We start from the raw sequence: 15,886 nt of genomic DNA, 5'->3' as shown, positions 1-15,886 counted from the left end.
GTCAGCGTCTTGTCGATTTGACGCCCCAGGCCGCCAAAACCGTGATCGCGAACACTCCGGCCACCAGCCAGAAACTCTGTTTGAAGGCCAGCATCTCGGCGAGGTGATCGCCACCTTCAGCGCTGTGCCGCCATTCCAGAAAGAAGGTCAGCAGATTGACCCCGAACGCGCCGCCGAGCTGACGCACGAAGGTGATGGCGCCTGCGCCCTGGGCCAGCTCCTCGGGGCTGAGGATATCCAGTGAACCGGTACTCAAGGCCGGCAGCAACACGCCCAAGCCAATGCGCCCGACGCAAGCCCAGAAGCACAGCTGGATAAACGAGGCGCCCTGCTCGACCCAGGCCAAGCCCGCCGCCGACAGCGCAAAAATCAGCAGCCCGGCACTCAGCAGCACGGCCGCAGACAGCCGATCACTGAGCCAACCACCGAGAAAGGACGCCATGCCCATCAATATCCCGGCCGGTAACAGCAGCAGCCCCGAGCGCCCGGCGCTGAAGCCTTCGACAGTCTGCAGATACAGCGGGATCAGGTAAGTCGAACCATACAGGCCCAGCCCCAGGGTCAAGGCGACCCAACTGGCGCTGCGAAACCCGGCATGCCGCCACAGCGCCAGCGGCAGCAGCGGCTGAGCGGCGTGCCGACTGCGTAGAATAAACCCCGCGCCCGCCAGCAGTGCCACACAGCCCGGTAACCAGACCCTCGGCGCCGACCAGGCAAAACGCTGCGCTTCAGCGAGAAAACCCAGCGCGGCAAATATCGCCACACAGAGCCAGGCAAAGGCCTGAATATCCAGGCGCGGCGTGCTGCGCTCACGCTCACTGGGCAGCAACCACTGCCCGGCGAGCATGGCCAGCAGACACATTGGCAGCGGCATCCAGAAGATCGACGGCCAACCGAAATGATCGACCAGATAACCGCCGATCCCCGGCCCCAACGACGGCGCCAGCATCACCCCCAGGCCGTAGATGCCCAGCGCCATGCCGCGGCCGCCATCGGCGAAGACACGGAAGATCAGCACCATGGCCAACGGCTGTACGATGCCCGCGCACAGCCCCTGCACGATGCGCAGGGCAACCAGCTGCCAGGCAGCGTGCGCCACCAGCGCCAACAGGGAACTGAGAATAAACAGCAGCAGGCCGAATTGCGCCGTACGCCGCGCGCCAAAACGCGCCTGCGCCCAGGCGGCCAGCAGCAGGCCGGCGGTCATGGCCGCGAGAAAACCGGTGGACAGCCACTGCGCCAGGGGCCGGCCGATGGCGAAATCCGCCATGATCGCCGGCAAGGCGACATTGATACTGGTGGAGGCCAAGACCATGGCCATGCTGCCGACCATCAGCAGCGCCAGCAGCCACTGCGGGTAACGCGGACCGAAGCGTTGCTGCAGGCTCTGCAGGTCGTCACGCATCAGCGTTTTTCCAGGTTACTCAACACCTGGGCGTGGACCTTCTGGCAGCGGCGCAACTCGTCTTCATCGATGCCGGCGAACACTTCCTGGCGCAGTTGCGCGGAGATCGCTTCGATCTTTTCAATCAGCGGGCGGGCCTGTGGGCTGAGGGCAATCTTTTTCGCACGGCGGTCTTCCGGCACCGCCTGACGGCTGACCAAACCCTGGGCTTCCAGGCTGTCGAGCAAGCGCGCCAGGGTTGGCCCTTCAACGCCGACGCTCTGCGCCAACTCGCGTTGGGTCGGCAATTCGGCAAAGCGTCCCAGGTGCAGCAGCACCAGCCAGCGGGCTTGGGAAAGCCCCAGACCGACCAGACGGCGATCCAGTTCGGCGCGCCAAGCGCGAGACAGTTGGGCAACTTGCATGGCAAAACGGTGTTGATCGGTATGCGACATGGACAACGGCTCTTAACTATAAAAAACTAATTATTAGCCAGCTAACCATAACCCTTTTAACGAGGCAAGCCTGCAAAAGGTTTCACCACTTTACATACTGATCTTCAACAAAGCCCCACAGGTTGTCGATGCGCACCTCGGATCGGCCAATGGGCCGCAGCACGCCAGTGAACTGGCCGAAAATCTGTTTGAAGTTGCTCGCCAGCAGCCCCACGTTCAGCCGCTCCTTGTGCAGGCCACGCCCTTCGAAACGCAGCTCGACCTGACCGTCATAGGAGTTGATCAACCAGGGCTTCAGCGGCTGATCACGATCAAAGGCAAAACGCACGGTATCGACCTTGAGCAGCTCGCCATCTAGCCAGAAGCAGTTCTCGGTAAAGCTGCTTTCATTGACCCCGCAGGACAGGTTCAGCCCGACCCGCTGCTCACCCGCCAGGCCGGACAGGCAGGCCCAGTTCCAGTGGGTTTCAGGCCGCATATAACCGGCCGACCAATCGTGGTGAGCGAAAGCACCGATCTGCGCCAGGTCGAAATCCCCCAGCGCGCTGCGCACCTGCCCTGTGCAGCGCACCCCCGCCACTTTCTGCGCATAAACCCAGCCATTGACCGCCGTCGGCGTGTTGATGCACATCGGCTGAAAAGCAGGCTCTGCCTCGGAGAAACAGGCATCGATGCGGGTGCCGTCATCCAGCTCTACCAGCAGACGCTTTTCCTTCGATGCGGCGCTGTTCTCCAGGCGCAGCAGATTGCCGCCGCTGCGCACCTCACACACGCCCTGATCTGGGGTCTGCGAGAACTGGCTGCCAAAGCCCAACGGCAGCTTGAACTGACGCTCAATCATCCGCCCGCTGGCCGGGTGGAACAGGTAGACAAAGCCCACACCCAGCAGGCTCAGGTTGGCCAGCGCACAGCCGCCGATCAGCTCATCGCTGATCAGGCCGAAATACTGGAACTGATGAAAGCGCCGCCATTTGGCCAACGCGCCCAGCTTGCGGCCCATGGGCGAGCGGAAATCAAAATCGCGGTAATTGATCAGCCCCGGCGCGGCGGGAAAGATGCCGTAATGCGGCTGGCCGTTGGCCTGAATCAGTCGGTCCATCGCAGCAATCACTCAAGGAAAAAACCTCAGCGATGCTAGCACCGCGGCTTCACCCCGAGCATTCACCGCAGGCGCCAAGCGCAGCGGCAAAATCGGCCACAACTGTGTAGGTTAGGTTGAGCCCCGCGAAGCCCAACAGCGGCGTCCGGTCTGCCCTCGGCGTAGCGTCCAGCATTGCCCGTTGGGCTTCGTCGCTGCACTCCTCAACCCAACCTACGCCACGACCTGATTACGGCCAAACGCCTTGGCCTCATAAAGCGCGCGATCCGCATGCTCGTAGAGCTGCGCCAACGCCCCACCTGCGGCAGGCTGGATGCAGGAAATGCCAATCGACATGGTCAGCATACTCGCCGTATCCGAGCCGGCATGTTCGATATTCAGGGTCTGCAGGGTTTGGCGCAGCGCTTCGGCGTGATGCCGCGCTTCGGCTTCGCCTATGTCATAGAGCAGCACGGCAAACTCTTCGCCGCCCAGGCGCACGGCCATGTCCAGCGGGCGCCGCGCGGCGTCCTGCAGCAGGCTGCCAATACGCTGCAACACGTTATCGCCGGCCTGGTGGCCGTAGTGATCGTTGTAGGCCTTGAAGTGATCAACATCGCAGAGCAGCAACGCCAGGCCACGATGTTCGCGCTGCGCCTGACGCCACAGGCGCTCGAACTGCCGGTTGAAACTGCGGCGGTTGTGCAGGCCAGTCAGGCTGTCGTGATCGGCCAATACGCGCATCAGTCGGCTGATCAGAAAGTGCTCGCGTGATTTGAACTCCAGCAGGTAACAACCCACCGCGCCCATCAGGTTGCCGAACAGCAGAAACAGGGTGTTATTGATCAGCCGAGGCACCGGCAAGCTGGCCACCAGCAGTTCGACGCAGACGTAGACCAGCAGCACCAGCAACGAGCAGCACAGCGCCTCGATCAGACGTAAACCCGCCAGAAAGTAAGCGGCCATACAGACCAGCAACAGCCCCTCATAGGGGTAGCTGGGATCAACTCGATGGGCAATGCCAACCACAAAGGAGGCTGCCGCGCCCAGCGCCAACAGACTGACCAGACTCAGCGGTTGCAACAGATGGATATGCTTGCGCTGAATCAGCAGCCCGCCGAACAGGCACAGCAACACTAAAACGGCGAGGCGAATGGCCAGCATCCACCACACCTCGGGCGCCTTGATCAGGACAAAATCGAACGCGGCAAAGGCCAGCCACACCAGAATGCCCACGACCAGGGCAATACGCTTGAGGTCGAAGGTGTCGTCACGCACATAGTTGCGATACTCCCGCTCCAGCGGCCGCGAAAAGCGCAACAGGCGAAAGCCCAGGGCGAGCTGATCGGCATAGGGGCTGGGGCGAACATCGTCTAACCAGGCATGGGAAAGCGGCACCGGAACCTCTGCAGCTGGGTGGCTGAAAACACCTTAGTCGCTCGTACCCGGTGCCACAAGATCAACCGGCTGCCAGACCGCGATCACTCAGGCCTCGAACTCCGCCTGCAAGGCCGCTCGCACGCAGTGCAGAATGCCCAGCTCAACGCGCCCGGCAAACTGCTCGCTGATCGCCGCTACCGGCGGCAACTCGCCCTCGCCATCGAGAAAGGCATCCTGAATCTCGCCGAGCAATGCCTCGGGCACATCCAACGCCTGCTCCAGGGACAGCTGCTGACGACCAATGGCTTCAGCCAGCAGGCCGTAGACATTCTTCTCGCTGCAGCTGAGCTGACTGGCGATCTGCGCTGGAGTCATGCCGGCACGGGCCAGGCTGACCAGTTCATGGCGCAAGTCGACCACCGCACGCGGCGCCTCATCATCCGCACCAAGCACGGCCAGGAAGGCCTCGCCATAGCGCTCCAGCTTGCGCGCGCCAACGCCACTGACCCGCGCCATCTCGGCCAGGGTACTGGGCTTGCTGCGCAGCATCTCCAGCAAGGTGGCATCCGGGAAGATCACATAAGGCGGCACGCCATGCTCTTCCGCCAGCTTGCGGCGCAAGGCGCGCAGCGCTTCCCACTGGCCGCGCTCTTCACCACGCACCAACTGACTGGCCGCGCTGCTGGAGGCCTTGGCGCTTTGCTGCGGTTTCAGATCGCGGCGCAGCTGCAGGCTGACCTCGCCCTTGAGCAAAGGCCGGCAACTGTCAGAAAGTCGCAGGCCACCAAAGCCTTCGAGGTCGACATCGGCCAGGCCGCGCGCCACCAGCTGACGGAACAACGAACGCCACTCACCTTCGGCCAGCACCTTGCCGATACCGAACACCGCCAGGTGCTGATGGCCGACGCCGCGGATTTTCTCGTTATCGCGGCCAAGCAGCACATCGACCAGGTGCCCCACGCCATAGCGCTGGCCGGTGCGATAGATCGCCGACAGCGCCTGGCGCGCCGGCTCGGTGGCATCCCAGGTCTGCACACCGTCGATGCAGTTGTCGCAATGACCACAGGGCTGCGGCATGTCTTCGTCGAAATAGGCCAGCAGCGCCTGGCGCCGGCAGCGGGTTTCCTCACACAGGGCGAGCATGGCATCGAGCTTGTGTTGCTCGACGCGCTTGTGGCGCTCGTCGCCTTCGGAGTTGTTGAGCATCTGCTTGAGAAAAATCACATCCTGCAGGCCGTAAGCCATCCAGGCATCTGCTGGCAAGCCGTCACGGCCGGCGCGACCGGTTTCCTGGTAATAGGCTTCCAGGGATTTCGGCAGATCGAGGTGGGCAACAAAGCGCACGTTGGGCTTATCGATACCCATGCCGAAGGCGATGGTTGCGACCATGATCAGCCCTTCCTCATTGAGAAAACGCTTCTGGTGATAAGCACGCAACTCGTTGGCTAGGCCGGCGTGATAGGGCAAGGCTGGGAAGCCTTGCTCAGAGAGGAAGGCGGCAACCTCCTCGACCTTCTTGCGCGACAGGCAGTAGACGATGCCAGCATCGCCCTTGCGCGCTGCGAGGAAATTCAGCAGCTGCTTACGTGGCTGCTCCTTGGGCACGATGCGGTAGAAGATATTCGGTCGGTCGAAACTCGATAAAAAACGCTCGGCATTCTGCAGATGCAGACGCTGAACGATTTCCTCGCGCGTACGCATATCCGCCGTAGCGGTGAGGGCAATGCGCGGCACGTTGGGGAACAGCTCGGCGAGTTGGCCCAGCTGCAGGTATTCCGGGCGGAAATCATGCCCCCACTGCGACACGCAATGCGCTTCATCGATGGCGAACAGGGCAATCTCGAGGTTCTGCAGAAAGCTCAGCATGCGCGGCTGCACCAACCGCTCGGGGGCCAGGTAGAGCATCTTGACTTCGCCGCGTTTGATCCGCTCGGCGATCTCGCGCTGTTCATCGGCGCTCAGGGTCGAGTTCAGTGCCACTGCAGCCACGCCCAGCTCATCGAGGGTGGCAACCTGATCATCCATCAGTGCAATCAGCGGCGACACCACCACCGCCAGGCCTTCGCGCAACAGGGCCGGCACCTGAAAACACAGCGACTTGCCACCACCGGTGGGCATCAGCACCAGGGCATCGCCGCCACTGGCCACGCGCTCGATAATCGCACCCTGACGGCCACGAAAGCTGTCGTAGCCGAATACGTCTTTGAGGATGCGTTGCGCGTGCTCGAGCATGAAAGGTCTCCGAAACAAGCCGCGCATTATACGCAAGTGCCGCTTGGGCACGCGCAGGCATGGCGGAGTTTGATCCGATTTTCGCCACCCATGGCCTGCGGCTATGGCCGCTGTGGCTGCGGTCGACTAGAATCGACCCTCGTTTACTCCTTCAAGGTAGCCCCCGATGTCCTTCGCCGAGCAACTCTCCCGCCTGCAAGCCTTCCTCGATGCCGATGAGCTGCATGAAGAGGCACTGGACTACATCGCCGCCCACGGCTACCTGACCGCTCTGTCGATCTGCCCACAGCCGGTGCCGGAGCGCGAGTGGATTGACGCGCTGTTCTCCGAGGCCCCGCATTACCGCAGTGACGCCGAGCGTGAAGAGATCGAAGCCACCCTGATCCAGCTGCAAAGCCATATCGCCCGCCAACTGGCCAGCGACGATGAACCCGACGTGCCCTGCGATCTCGACCTGGGCGAAGAGCCAGATGATTCTGACCTGCGCGGCTGGTGCATTGGCTTTATGGAAGGGGTGTTCCTGCGTGAAGCGGTGTGGTTCGACGACGCTGAAGATGAAGTCAGCGAGCTGCTGCTGCCGATCATGGTCGGTTCCGGCCTATTCGACGAACAGCCTGAATTCGCCGAGATCGCTCGGGACCGCGACCTGGTCGACAGCATGGTTGAGCAAATCCCAGAGCTGCTGACCGCGCTGTTTCTGCTGTGCAATGCGCCGGAGGAAAAGCCGGCCCTCCTGAAGCCTCGCCACCACTAAGCACGCGCCATGGCGCGTGAGATTCCGGTGCCGCCCGTTCAAGAGCAGCGCAACCCCGTCATTCGCTACGTTCTGCTGGCCATCGGCTGGCTGAGCGTGGCGCTGGGGGTCATCGGTATCTTCCTTCCCGTGCTGCCCACCACGCCTTTTCTGCTGTTGGCTGCCGCCTGTTTTATGCGCAGCTCGAAGCGTTTCTACCTGTGGCTGGTCAATCACCGCCAACTTGGCCCGTGGATCGTCGACTACCTCGAAGGCCAGGGCATCCCGCTCAAGGGTAAGGTCTACGCCATCAGCCTGATGTGGCTGAGTATTGGCCTGTCGTGCTACCTGGTGCCGCTGTTCTGGGCCAGGGCCTTTATGCTGACCAGCGCGGTGCTGGTTAGCCTGTATATCCTCAGCCAGAAAACTCGAAACAAAGCCTAAGCACCACGCCAGCCGACATTCGGTATATTCAGCGCGGCAAAAATCAGCAGCACCACCTAGACTTTCCCAATCTCCGGCCGAGGCGCGGTACATGCCACCCCGTCAGCTCACTCATGGATGGTTCAAGCGCCTCAACCGAGCGTTGCTGGGCGGCTGCATCCTGCTGATCGCTCTGGCCAGCGCCCTGGCCAACTGGGACTTCGGCGTCATCCTGCAAAATGCCGAAAGTCGCTATGGCAACCTCGGCGCAGCCAAACAGCGAATTCAGGCCTGGGAGGCGCAAATCAAGGCCAGCGCCAATAGCAGCGAAAGGGACAAACTCACCGAGGTCAATCGCTTCTTCAACCGGCAGATCCGCTTTGTCGACGATATCCGCCTGTGGAAACAGAACGACTACTGGGCCACGCCCATCGAGATGCTGGTCAAGGGCGCCGGCGATTGCGAAGACTATTCCATCGCCAAATACTTCACCCTGCGCCGCCTCGGCATCCCCAGCGACAAGCTGCGCATCACCTACGTCAAAGCACTCAATTACAACCAGGCGCATATGGTGCTGACCTACTACGCCAGCCCCGGTGCCGAGCCATTGGTGCTGGACAATCTGATCAATGAAATAAAACCCGCCTCGCAGCGCAAAGACCTGCTGCCGGTCTATGCATTCAATGCCGAAGGGCTCTATCTCGCTGGTTCCAATAGCAAAAAGAGCGATTCCAAAAAGCTCTCGCGCTGGCAGGACATCTTGAAAAAAATGCGCACGGAGGGCTTCGCCATCGGCGAAGGCTAGGAGGAACCTATGTCTCTACTCAAGCAGCTATTTCTCGCCATCTGCCTGTTCCTGGTAGTGGCCTTTACCGGCAGTTTTATCGCCGGGGTGGAAAGCTCGCGTGAGCAATTGCTCAGCCAGCTGCGCTCCCATGCCCAGGACGCCGCGACCGCGCTGGGCCTGTCGATGACCCCGCACGTGGATGACCCGGCGATGATCGAGCTGATGGTCAGCTCGATCTTCGACAGCGGCTACTTCACCAGCATCCGCGTGGTGCGCATCCCCAATGACGAGGTGATTGTCGAACGGCGCAGCGACGATGCCAGCACCGAGACCGTCCCGGCCTGGTTTAGCGAGCTGGTGAACCTGCAGCCCCAGGGCGGTGATGCGCTGATCATGCGTGGCTGGGAACAGGCCGCGCGGGTCGAGGTGCTCAGCCACCCACAATTCGCCCTGGCCAAACTCTGGGACAGCGCCATCGGCAGCCTGATCTGGCTGCTGCTCTGCGGCCTGGTCAGCGCCATACTCGGCGGCTGGCTGCTGCGCACCCAACTGCGCCCGCTGGACAACATGGTGCAACAGGCCCAGGCCATCACCCGCCGCGAATTCCTCACCCTGCCAAAAGTGCCGCGCACCCCCGAGCTCAAACGCGTGGTCACCGCCATGAACCAGATGGTGGAAAAGCTGAAAACTCTGTTCGCCGAAGAAGCCGCGCGCAGCGAAAAACTGCGTGAAGAGGCCTACCAAGACAGCATCACCGGCCTGGCCAACCGCCGCCTGTTCGATATCCGCCTGGCCCATCAATTGGTGGTCAGTGAACAGAACGCCGAAGGCTATCTGCTGCTGCTGCGGGTCAATGACCTCGGCGGGCTCAACCAGCGCCTCGGCGGCCAGCAGACTGACGCCCTGATTGCCGCCATTGGCGAGCTGCTCAAGCGCCTGCTCAACCAGACCAACCGCTCAGACTGGCTGGCCTCACGCAGCCGGGGCGGCGAATTCAGCCTGCTGGCCCCCGGCATTGGCAGTGAAGAAGCCGACCTGCTCGCCGGCGAGCTGCACACCGGCCTGGAAAGCTTGCGCCAGACCGGTGCCAGCGACTGCACGCCGGTGGCCCACATGGGCATTGCCGCCTTCCGCCCGGGTGAAGAGCCCGGCCAAGTCATCGGCCGCGCCGATCAGGCCCTGGCGCAAGCGCAGAACGACCCGAGCCGCCACTGGGTGCGCCTGGACGACTACAACGCCCAGCCGACTCAAGGCCTGCACGACTGGCGCACCTGGATCGACGACGCGCTGAACAAGCGCAAGCTGCAACTGTATTTCCAGCCCGTCACGCAATGCGCGGATCGCAACCGGCTGCTGCACCACAAGGTGCTGGCACGCCTGCTTGATCCACAGGGTGAAGCGATTGCCGCCGGGCGCTTCCTGCCCTGGATCGAACGTCTGGGCTGGACCGCGCGTTTTGACCTGGCCATGCTTGAGCACAGCCTGGCGCACCTCAGCCAGCATGCGGCGCCACTGGCCCTGAGTCTGTCGGCCGCGACCCTGCGCGATACAGAAACCCTCAAGCGCATGTTCGACATCCTCAGGCAGCACCCGCAGCAGGCTAGCCTGCTGACCCTGGAAGTAGACGAGCGTCACCTGCCGCCTGCGGCCGAGCTGGAAGCGCTTAGTCAGGGCATCCGTGACACCGGCTTCAGCCTGGGCCTGCAGCACTTCGGCGGACGCTTCAGCCTGATCGGCAACCTGACCCACCTGGGCCTGGCCTACCTGAAACTCGACGGCACCTATATCCGCGCCATCGATCAGGAAAGCGACAAGCGCATGTTTATCGAGGCAGTGTTCCGCGCCACCAATAGCATCGACCTGCCGTTGATTGCCGAAATGGTGGAAACCGAGGGCGAGCTGGCGGTGCTCAAGGAGCTAGGGCTATACGGCGCCATGGGCCGCCTGCTGGGTGCGCCAGAACCTTGGAAAGACTGATCCGCCAACGCAAACGGGGTAGTCCGATTTACGGCCTACCCCGTTATCAGGTACAGCGCTTAGCGAGCTGTAGGGTGGATGACGCTCTTTTCATCCACCATAAGGCCTCTGTTGGTGGATGGGTAAAGCGTCATCCACCCTACGCCTGATCTCGAGTGCTCGTGCAACCCGGGGCTCAGCTGGCAAATAGATAGCCTTCCACATCCATCCCGGCATCACGCATCTGCGCCAGTTTATAGCGCAAGGTGCGTGGACTGATGCCCAGGCGCTCGGCAGCTTCCTTGCGCCGGCCGCGCTCGGCGCGCAGGGTATCGATGATCATCTGAAACTCATGCCGGCGCAGGTCATCGCCCAAGGCACCCGCCTCTGCCTGCGAGGCGTCCTGCGGCGCAGGTGCGCTATTGACCACCACCGCCAACAACGGTTGCGCAGGCGGTGTTACGGCCGAACCAATAGGTGCCAGCAGGCAAAGGTCCTGCGGCTGAATCAGCCCACCCTGTTGCAGGATCAGCGCGCGCTGAATGGCGTTATCCAGCTCACGCACATTGCCCGGCCAGCTGTGACTCATCAGGCTCATCTGCGCCTGCGGGGAAAGCCGAATCGGCGCGTGGTTCATTTTCTTCACGTACTTGGCCAGCAAGCGCTCGGCCAGCGGCACGATGTCCGCCGGACGCTCACGCAGCGGTCGCCAAGCCAGCGGAAACACCGACAGGCGATAGTAGAGGTCTTCACGGAAGCGCCCCGCCGCCACTTCTGCGGCCAGGTCGCGGTTACTGGTGGCCAGCACACGGATATCCAGAGTAATCGGCTTACGCGCGCCCACCCGCTCCACCTCACGCTCCTGCAGCACGCGCAGCAGCTTGGCCTGCAGGCCCAGTGGCATCTCGGAAATTTCGTCGAGGAGAATGGTGCCGCCCTCGGCCAGTTCGAACTTGCCCGGCGCACTGGCAATCGCCCCGGTAAATGCGCCCTTCTCGTGGCCAAACAGCGTGGCCTCGAGCATGTTGTCCGGAATCGCCGCGCAGTTGATCGCGATAAAGGGTTTGCTGCCACGTGGCGACTGCTGGTGGATAAAACGCGCCAGCACCTCTTTACCGGTACCCGATTCACCCGTGATCAATACCGTGGAATCGCTCTGCGCCACCCGTGTGGCCAGGGCCAGCAGTTGTACGCTGGCCGGTTCCTCGGCGACCGGACCGTCCTGTTCGCTGGCAGAAACCCGGCCCAACGCATGCCGATCAACCAGCGTCAGCAAGGCCTTTGGCTCAAAGGGCTTGACCAGGTAATCCACCGCGCCTTGGCGCATGGCATCCACCGCCCGCTCCACCGCGCCGAACGCAGTCATCAGCAGCACCGGCAGTTGCGGCTGGCGCTGACGAATCTGCGCGAGCAACTGGTGGCCATCCATGCCGGGCATGTTCACGTCACTGACCACCAGGCCAAACGGCTCTTCGGCAATCGCCAGCAGCGCCGCTTCGGCGCAGTCCACCGCGCGGTAATCATGCCCACCCAGCGCCAGGGTATCGGCCAGTGCCTCGCGCAACGCGCGGTCATCTTCGACCAATAGAATTTTGCTCGCCATGGATGGTTACTCCTGAATCAAAGGGTGCGTAGCACCAAGCAGCGGCAAGGTGATAATGGCGCAGGTACCACGCCCCGGCCGCGAACGCAGCTGCACATCGCCCTGATGGGCGCGCGCCACTGCCTTGACCACGGCCAGGCCAAGCCCGGTGCCGGTGGTTTTGGTGGTAAAGAAGGGTTCGCCAAGCCGCGCCAGCGTCGCGCTGTCGATGCCTGGGCCGTTGTCGCTGATGCACAGGCGCAGCGTTTCACCGCGCTGATACAGATGAATCTTCAGACGCGCCTCACGGCCGCCGGCCTGAATCGCGTTTTCGATCAGGTTGAGCACGGTGCCGACCAGGGTGTCGCGGTTGCACAGCAACTCGCCGGCGCGGCTGTCGCATTGCCAGCGCACCTGCATATCCAGCACATGGGGTTCGGCGGCGCTGCGCAGGGCAGCGAACAACGCCTTGGGCGCCAGGCGGTCCGGCAGCGGTAGCTCGCCACGGGCAAAGATCAGCATGTCGCGCACCTGATGCTCCAGCTCGTGCAGACGCTCTTTCAGGCGGCCGGCAAAACGCTGCTGCTGCTCAACTGGCAGCACTTGCTCGGTCAGATGGCTTGCATAGAGCAGTGCAGCGGAAAGTGGCGTACGAATCTGATGAGCCAGAGAAGCGACCATGCGGCCCAAGGCAGACAAGCGCTCGTGGCGGGACAATTGATCCTGCAAGCGCCGGGTTTCTGTCAGATCGGTTAAAAGCACCAACTGGCCGGGCTCGGCATGCAATGAACGGGTGGCAATCGACAGGCGCCGGCCATCCTTTAGGGAGATCTCATGGCCGTCATCCTCGCGCGGGGCAAAGTTGCGCGCGATCACCTGGCGCCAGAGCATGCCCACCAAAGGCTGGCCGAGCAGATTACGCGCCACCGGGTTGGCCTCACGCACCACGCCCTGGCCATCAATGACGATCACCCCACCGGGCAGCAGATCCAGCAGGCTCTGCAGACGATGAGCCAGGCGCTCTTTCTCGGCCAGCTCCTGCATACGCTGGGCACTGACCAGCGCCAACTGTCCCTTGAGTTCAGTCACCCGCGCCTCCAGCATGCTGTAGCTGGTGCTGAGCTGAGTCGACATCTGGTTGAACAGGGCAAAGGCCTGTTCGAGCCCGGCACGGCTGGCCTGCTCCACGGGAGCAGGCGCTTCGGATTCTTCAGGGCGTTGGGCGTTAGCGTTCATGGTTCTCTCTCGCGCAGCGAGCCGTCATAAGACAGTCAGTTGCAAGAGAGATAGCAATACCCGTGCCTGAAAAAATATCCTTTTAAATCAATGCTATAAAAAATAAAGCCGAAGGTTTCGTCAAACCTTCGGCTTTATTGGAGGGGCAAGCGCCAAGTCACTGACGATTGCCTGACACAGAAAGGTCAGTCATCCAGCCCTTCGTCATCACGCCGGCTCATACCGTACTTGCGCATTTTCTCGACCAGGGTGGTGCGTCGAATGCGCAAACGCTCGGCAGCACGCGCCACCACACCGCTGGCATCATCAAGTGCCTGCTGAATCAGGCCCTGCTCAAGGTTGCCCAGGTAATCCTTCAGGTCCAGGCCTTCCGGCGGCAACATGGCCATCGAATCCACGCCCGGTAGACCGGCCAGGATAGTCGCGCGCTCATCCAGCTCATCGCGCAGGCTGGCCACCATGTTCTCGTCTTCATCGTCAACATGACGGAATTTCTTCGGCAGCTCGCCCACGCCAATAACGCCGTAGGGATGCATGATCGCCATGCGCTCGACCAGGTTGGCCAGCTCGCGCACGTTACCCGCCCAGTCATGCCGGCACAGCGACATGATCGCCGCCGAATTGAAGCGGATAGAGCCGCGCTTCTCGAACTCCATGCGCGAGATCAGCTCATTCATCAGCAGCGGGATGTCCTCGATACGCTCACGCAGCGGGGCCATCTCGATCGGGAAGACGTTGAGGCGGTAATACAGGTCCTCACGGAAGCTGCCGTCTTCGATCATCTTTTCGAGGTTCTTGTGGGTGGCGGCGATGATCCGCACATCGGCGCTCTGGGTCTTGTTGCTGCCCACCCGCTCGAAGGTGCGCTCCTGCAATACGCGAAGCAGCTTCACCTGCATGGGCAACGGCATGTCGCCGATTTCATCAAGAAACAGCGTGCCGCCATTGGCCAGCTCGAAACGCCCGGCCCGGCTGGTGATGGCGCCAGTAAACGCGCCCTTCTCATGGCCGAACAGCTCACTCTCAAGCAACTCGGCAGGAATCGCACCGCAGTTGACCGGCACAAACGGCGCTTCACGGCGCTTGGAGTGGTAATGCAGGTTGCGAGCGACCACTTCCTTGCCGGTGCCCGACTCGCCAAGGATCAGCACGCTGGCCTCGGTATCGGCCACCTGCTGCATCATCTGCCGCACCTGCTGAATGGCCCTGCTGGTGCCGACCAGACTGCGAAACAGATTAGTCTCGCGCTGACGGCCACGATCACGGGCCTGGTCGTACATCTCGCGGTACACCTGAGCGCGGTGCAGGGAGTCGAGCAGCTTGTTGTAGCTCATCGGCATTTCCAGCGTCGCCAGTACACAGCGGCGCTGTTCTTCCGGCCACTCGGCAGCCACCTGATCATTAATCAACAGCGTTGGCAGGAACTCATCCCAGGCAGCTAGCTGCTTGAGCATGTCCAGTACGCCGCCTTTGGCCTTCACTTCGCCAAGCACCACACTAAGCACTTCACGGCTGGACGCCAACTCCGCAACGCATTGACGCCAGTTCTGGCTATCGCTGGCCAGATGATCTTCACCGAGAAAATTCAAGATCACCGTCAGGTCACGACGGCGCTCGCTGTTATCGTCAATCAGGAGGATTTTGGTTTCACGCCACATAATTTATTTACTGATCCTGGAGTGAAAAACGCGCCCGCCGCCCAAACACCACTCGATCCAGCGCCGGCAATTGGCCACTAGTTAAGTCAATTTTTTGTTAATAGTCAATTTTATGGCGTGCTTTTTTATTGCGTCCGCCAAGCAGACTAAGCAGCTGTTTAACAAAGAAGGGGAAAGATCGGGCAAAACGCAGACATTTACCAGAAGGTCGATACCGGACAGCATCGACCGAAAACAGTTAATCAACCGAACAGCTGATAGACCTTGGCGCCTTGTTGCGACTGATTCAACTGAACGAGCTCATTGGCCAAGCGCTGCTGCTCGGCTTGGCAAACGTTAACCAGCTCGCGATAAAGATCCAACAACTCCTGCATACGCGCACGCAGGGTTTCTTCATCACTGGCAGACTCGACCATAGCCTCATCAACGGCCTGGCGGCATTGCAGATCCAGCTCGCCAATGGCGGCCCAATCCTGGGTAGCCAACGCGGTACGCAAGGCGCTACCGGTTTCTTCTAGACGCTGCACGGATGAACTCATAAACAATTCCTCAGGCGGGAAACAGCATCACTCAGCGATGGCATCCCAGCCAGCTTTTACATTACGCAACAGGCCTGCAACTTCATCCAGCGGCGCTATTTCATTCTGCACATTGGCGTCAACCAAACGTGTGGCCATGTATTCGTAAAGGCTATCCAGATTGGCAGCGACTTCACCGCCCTGCTCCAGATTGAGGCCTTCGCGCAAGCCACCAATGATGCCGATGGCTTTGCTGATCAGCTCTCCCTTAAGGGCAACCTGATTACGCTCCATGGCGCCGCGAGCTTGAGCCAAGCGAGTCAGCCCGCCCTCCATCAACATCTGGATCAATCGATGCGGGCTGGCTTCAATTGCCTGAGCCTGGGTGTTGACGGTTTGATACTGCTTGAGGGCCGCCATCGCGTTCATCGTTGTTCTCGCTGTTCTGTTTGCTGGATACCTTG

General features: G+C 61.5%; 14 protein-coding genes. 4 read left to right on the top strand and 10 right to left on the bottom strand.

From position 1 onward, the window contains the following. Position 1 precedes the first annotated feature (1 nt). From P3C18_RS08085 to recQ, 5 genes are all read right to left on the bottom strand, one after another. Entirely contained in the window at positions 2-1,405 is a 1,404-nt protein-coding gene (locus tag P3C18_RS08085; RefSeq protein ID WP_275961306.1) for a DHA2 family efflux MFS transporter permease subunit, read from the bottom strand. Continuing rightward, complete coding sequence (locus P3C18_RS08080; RefSeq protein WP_090248226.1) at positions 1,405-1,839, bottom strand: MarR family transcriptional regulator; 435 nt, start codon at positions 1,837-1,839, stop codon at positions 1,405-1,407. Before P3C18_RS08080 ends, P3C18_RS08085 begins: the two co-directional genes overlap by 1 nt. Positions 1,840-1,921: 82 nt before the next feature. After that, entirely contained in the window at positions 1,922-2,938 is a 1,017-nt protein-coding gene (locus P3C18_RS08075; protein ID WP_275961305.1) for a DUF2804 domain-containing protein, read from the bottom strand. A gap of 213 nt (positions 2,939-3,151) precedes the next feature. Then, on the bottom strand, positions 3,152-4,315 hold the full coding sequence (locus P3C18_RS08070) for a GGDEF domain-containing protein (protein ID WP_275961304.1): 1,164 nt from the start codon (positions 4,313-4,315) through the stop codon (positions 3,152-3,154). Between the two features lie 87 nt (positions 4,316-4,402). Next, the gene (recQ, locus tag P3C18_RS08065) at positions 4,403-6,529 is read right to left on the bottom strand and encodes a DNA helicase RecQ (protein WP_275961303.1); all 2,127 of its coding nucleotides are present in this window, start codon (positions 6,527-6,529) and stop codon (positions 4,403-4,405) included. Positions 6,530-6,695: 166 nt separating this feature from the next. Here recQ and P3C18_RS08060 point away from each other — a divergent pair, with 166 nt between their 5' ends. The 4 genes from P3C18_RS08060 to lapD all read left to right on the top strand — a co-directional run bounded on the left by P3C18_RS08060 (position 6,696) and on the right by lapD (position 10,449). After that, positions 6,696-7,283 carry a YecA family protein gene (locus P3C18_RS08060; RefSeq protein ID WP_275961302.1) on the top strand — a complete coding sequence of 196 codons (588 nt, stop codon included), beginning with the start codon at positions 6,696-6,698 and terminating at the stop codon, positions 7,281-7,283. 9 nt (positions 7,284-7,292) lie between these two features. Beyond that, a complete protein-coding gene (locus P3C18_RS08055) occupies positions 7,293-7,706 on the top strand; it encodes a YbaN family protein (protein WP_275961301.1) in 414 nt (137 codons plus the stop codon). Positions 7,707-7,797: 91 nt separating this feature from the next. Further along, the gene (gene lapG, locus P3C18_RS08050; RefSeq protein ID WP_275961300.1) at positions 7,798-8,490 is read left to right on the top strand and encodes a cysteine protease LapG; all 693 of its coding nucleotides are present in this window, start codon (positions 7,798-7,800) and stop codon (positions 8,488-8,490) included. Positions 8,491-8,499: 9 nt separating this feature from the next. After that, complete coding sequence (gene lapD / locus P3C18_RS08045) at positions 8,500-10,449, top strand: cyclic di-GMP receptor LapD (protein ID WP_275961299.1); 1,950 nt, start codon at positions 8,500-8,502, stop codon at positions 10,447-10,449. A 175-nt stretch (positions 10,450-10,624) separates the two neighbouring features. Here lapD and P3C18_RS08040 read toward each other — a convergent pair whose 3' ends face one another. The 5 genes from P3C18_RS08040 to fliS all read right to left on the bottom strand — a co-directional run bounded on the left by P3C18_RS08040 (position 10,625) and on the right by fliS (position 15,851). Further along, positions 10,625-12,031 carry a sigma-54 dependent transcriptional regulator gene (locus P3C18_RS08040; protein WP_275961298.1) on the bottom strand — a complete coding sequence of 469 codons (1,407 nt, stop codon included), beginning with the start codon at positions 12,029-12,031 and terminating at the stop codon, positions 10,625-10,627. A gap of 6 nt (positions 12,032-12,037) precedes the next feature. Further along, positions 12,038-13,246 (bottom strand): ATP-binding protein, encoded by a 1,209-nt coding sequence (locus tag P3C18_RS08035; protein ID WP_275961297.1) that lies wholly within the window; start codon positions 13,244-13,246, stop codon positions 12,038-12,040. A 185-nt stretch (positions 13,247-13,431) separates the two neighbouring features. Next, on the bottom strand, positions 13,432-14,904 hold the full coding sequence (locus P3C18_RS08030; RefSeq protein WP_275961296.1) for a sigma-54 dependent transcriptional regulator: 1,473 nt from the start codon (positions 14,902-14,904) through the stop codon (positions 13,432-13,434). A gap of 242 nt (positions 14,905-15,146) precedes the next feature. Then, positions 15,147-15,443 (bottom strand): flagellar protein FliT, encoded by a 297-nt coding sequence (locus P3C18_RS08025; protein ID WP_275961295.1) that lies wholly within the window; start codon positions 15,441-15,443, stop codon positions 15,147-15,149. 27 nt (positions 15,444-15,470) lie between these two features. Beyond that, positions 15,471-15,851, bottom strand: coding sequence for a flagellar export chaperone FliS (gene fliS / locus P3C18_RS08020; RefSeq protein ID WP_275961294.1), 381 nt, complete (start codon positions 15,849-15,851; stop codon positions 15,471-15,473). Positions 15,852-15,886: the final 35 nt, after the last annotated feature.

The organism is Pseudomonas sp. 1928-m (genome assembly GCF_029269135.1).
In the GTDB taxonomy this organism is placed as follows: Bacteria; Pseudomonadota; Gammaproteobacteria; order Pseudomonadales; family Pseudomonadaceae; genus Aquipseudomonas.
This window is presented reverse-complemented; position numbering and strand designations above follow the sequence as displayed.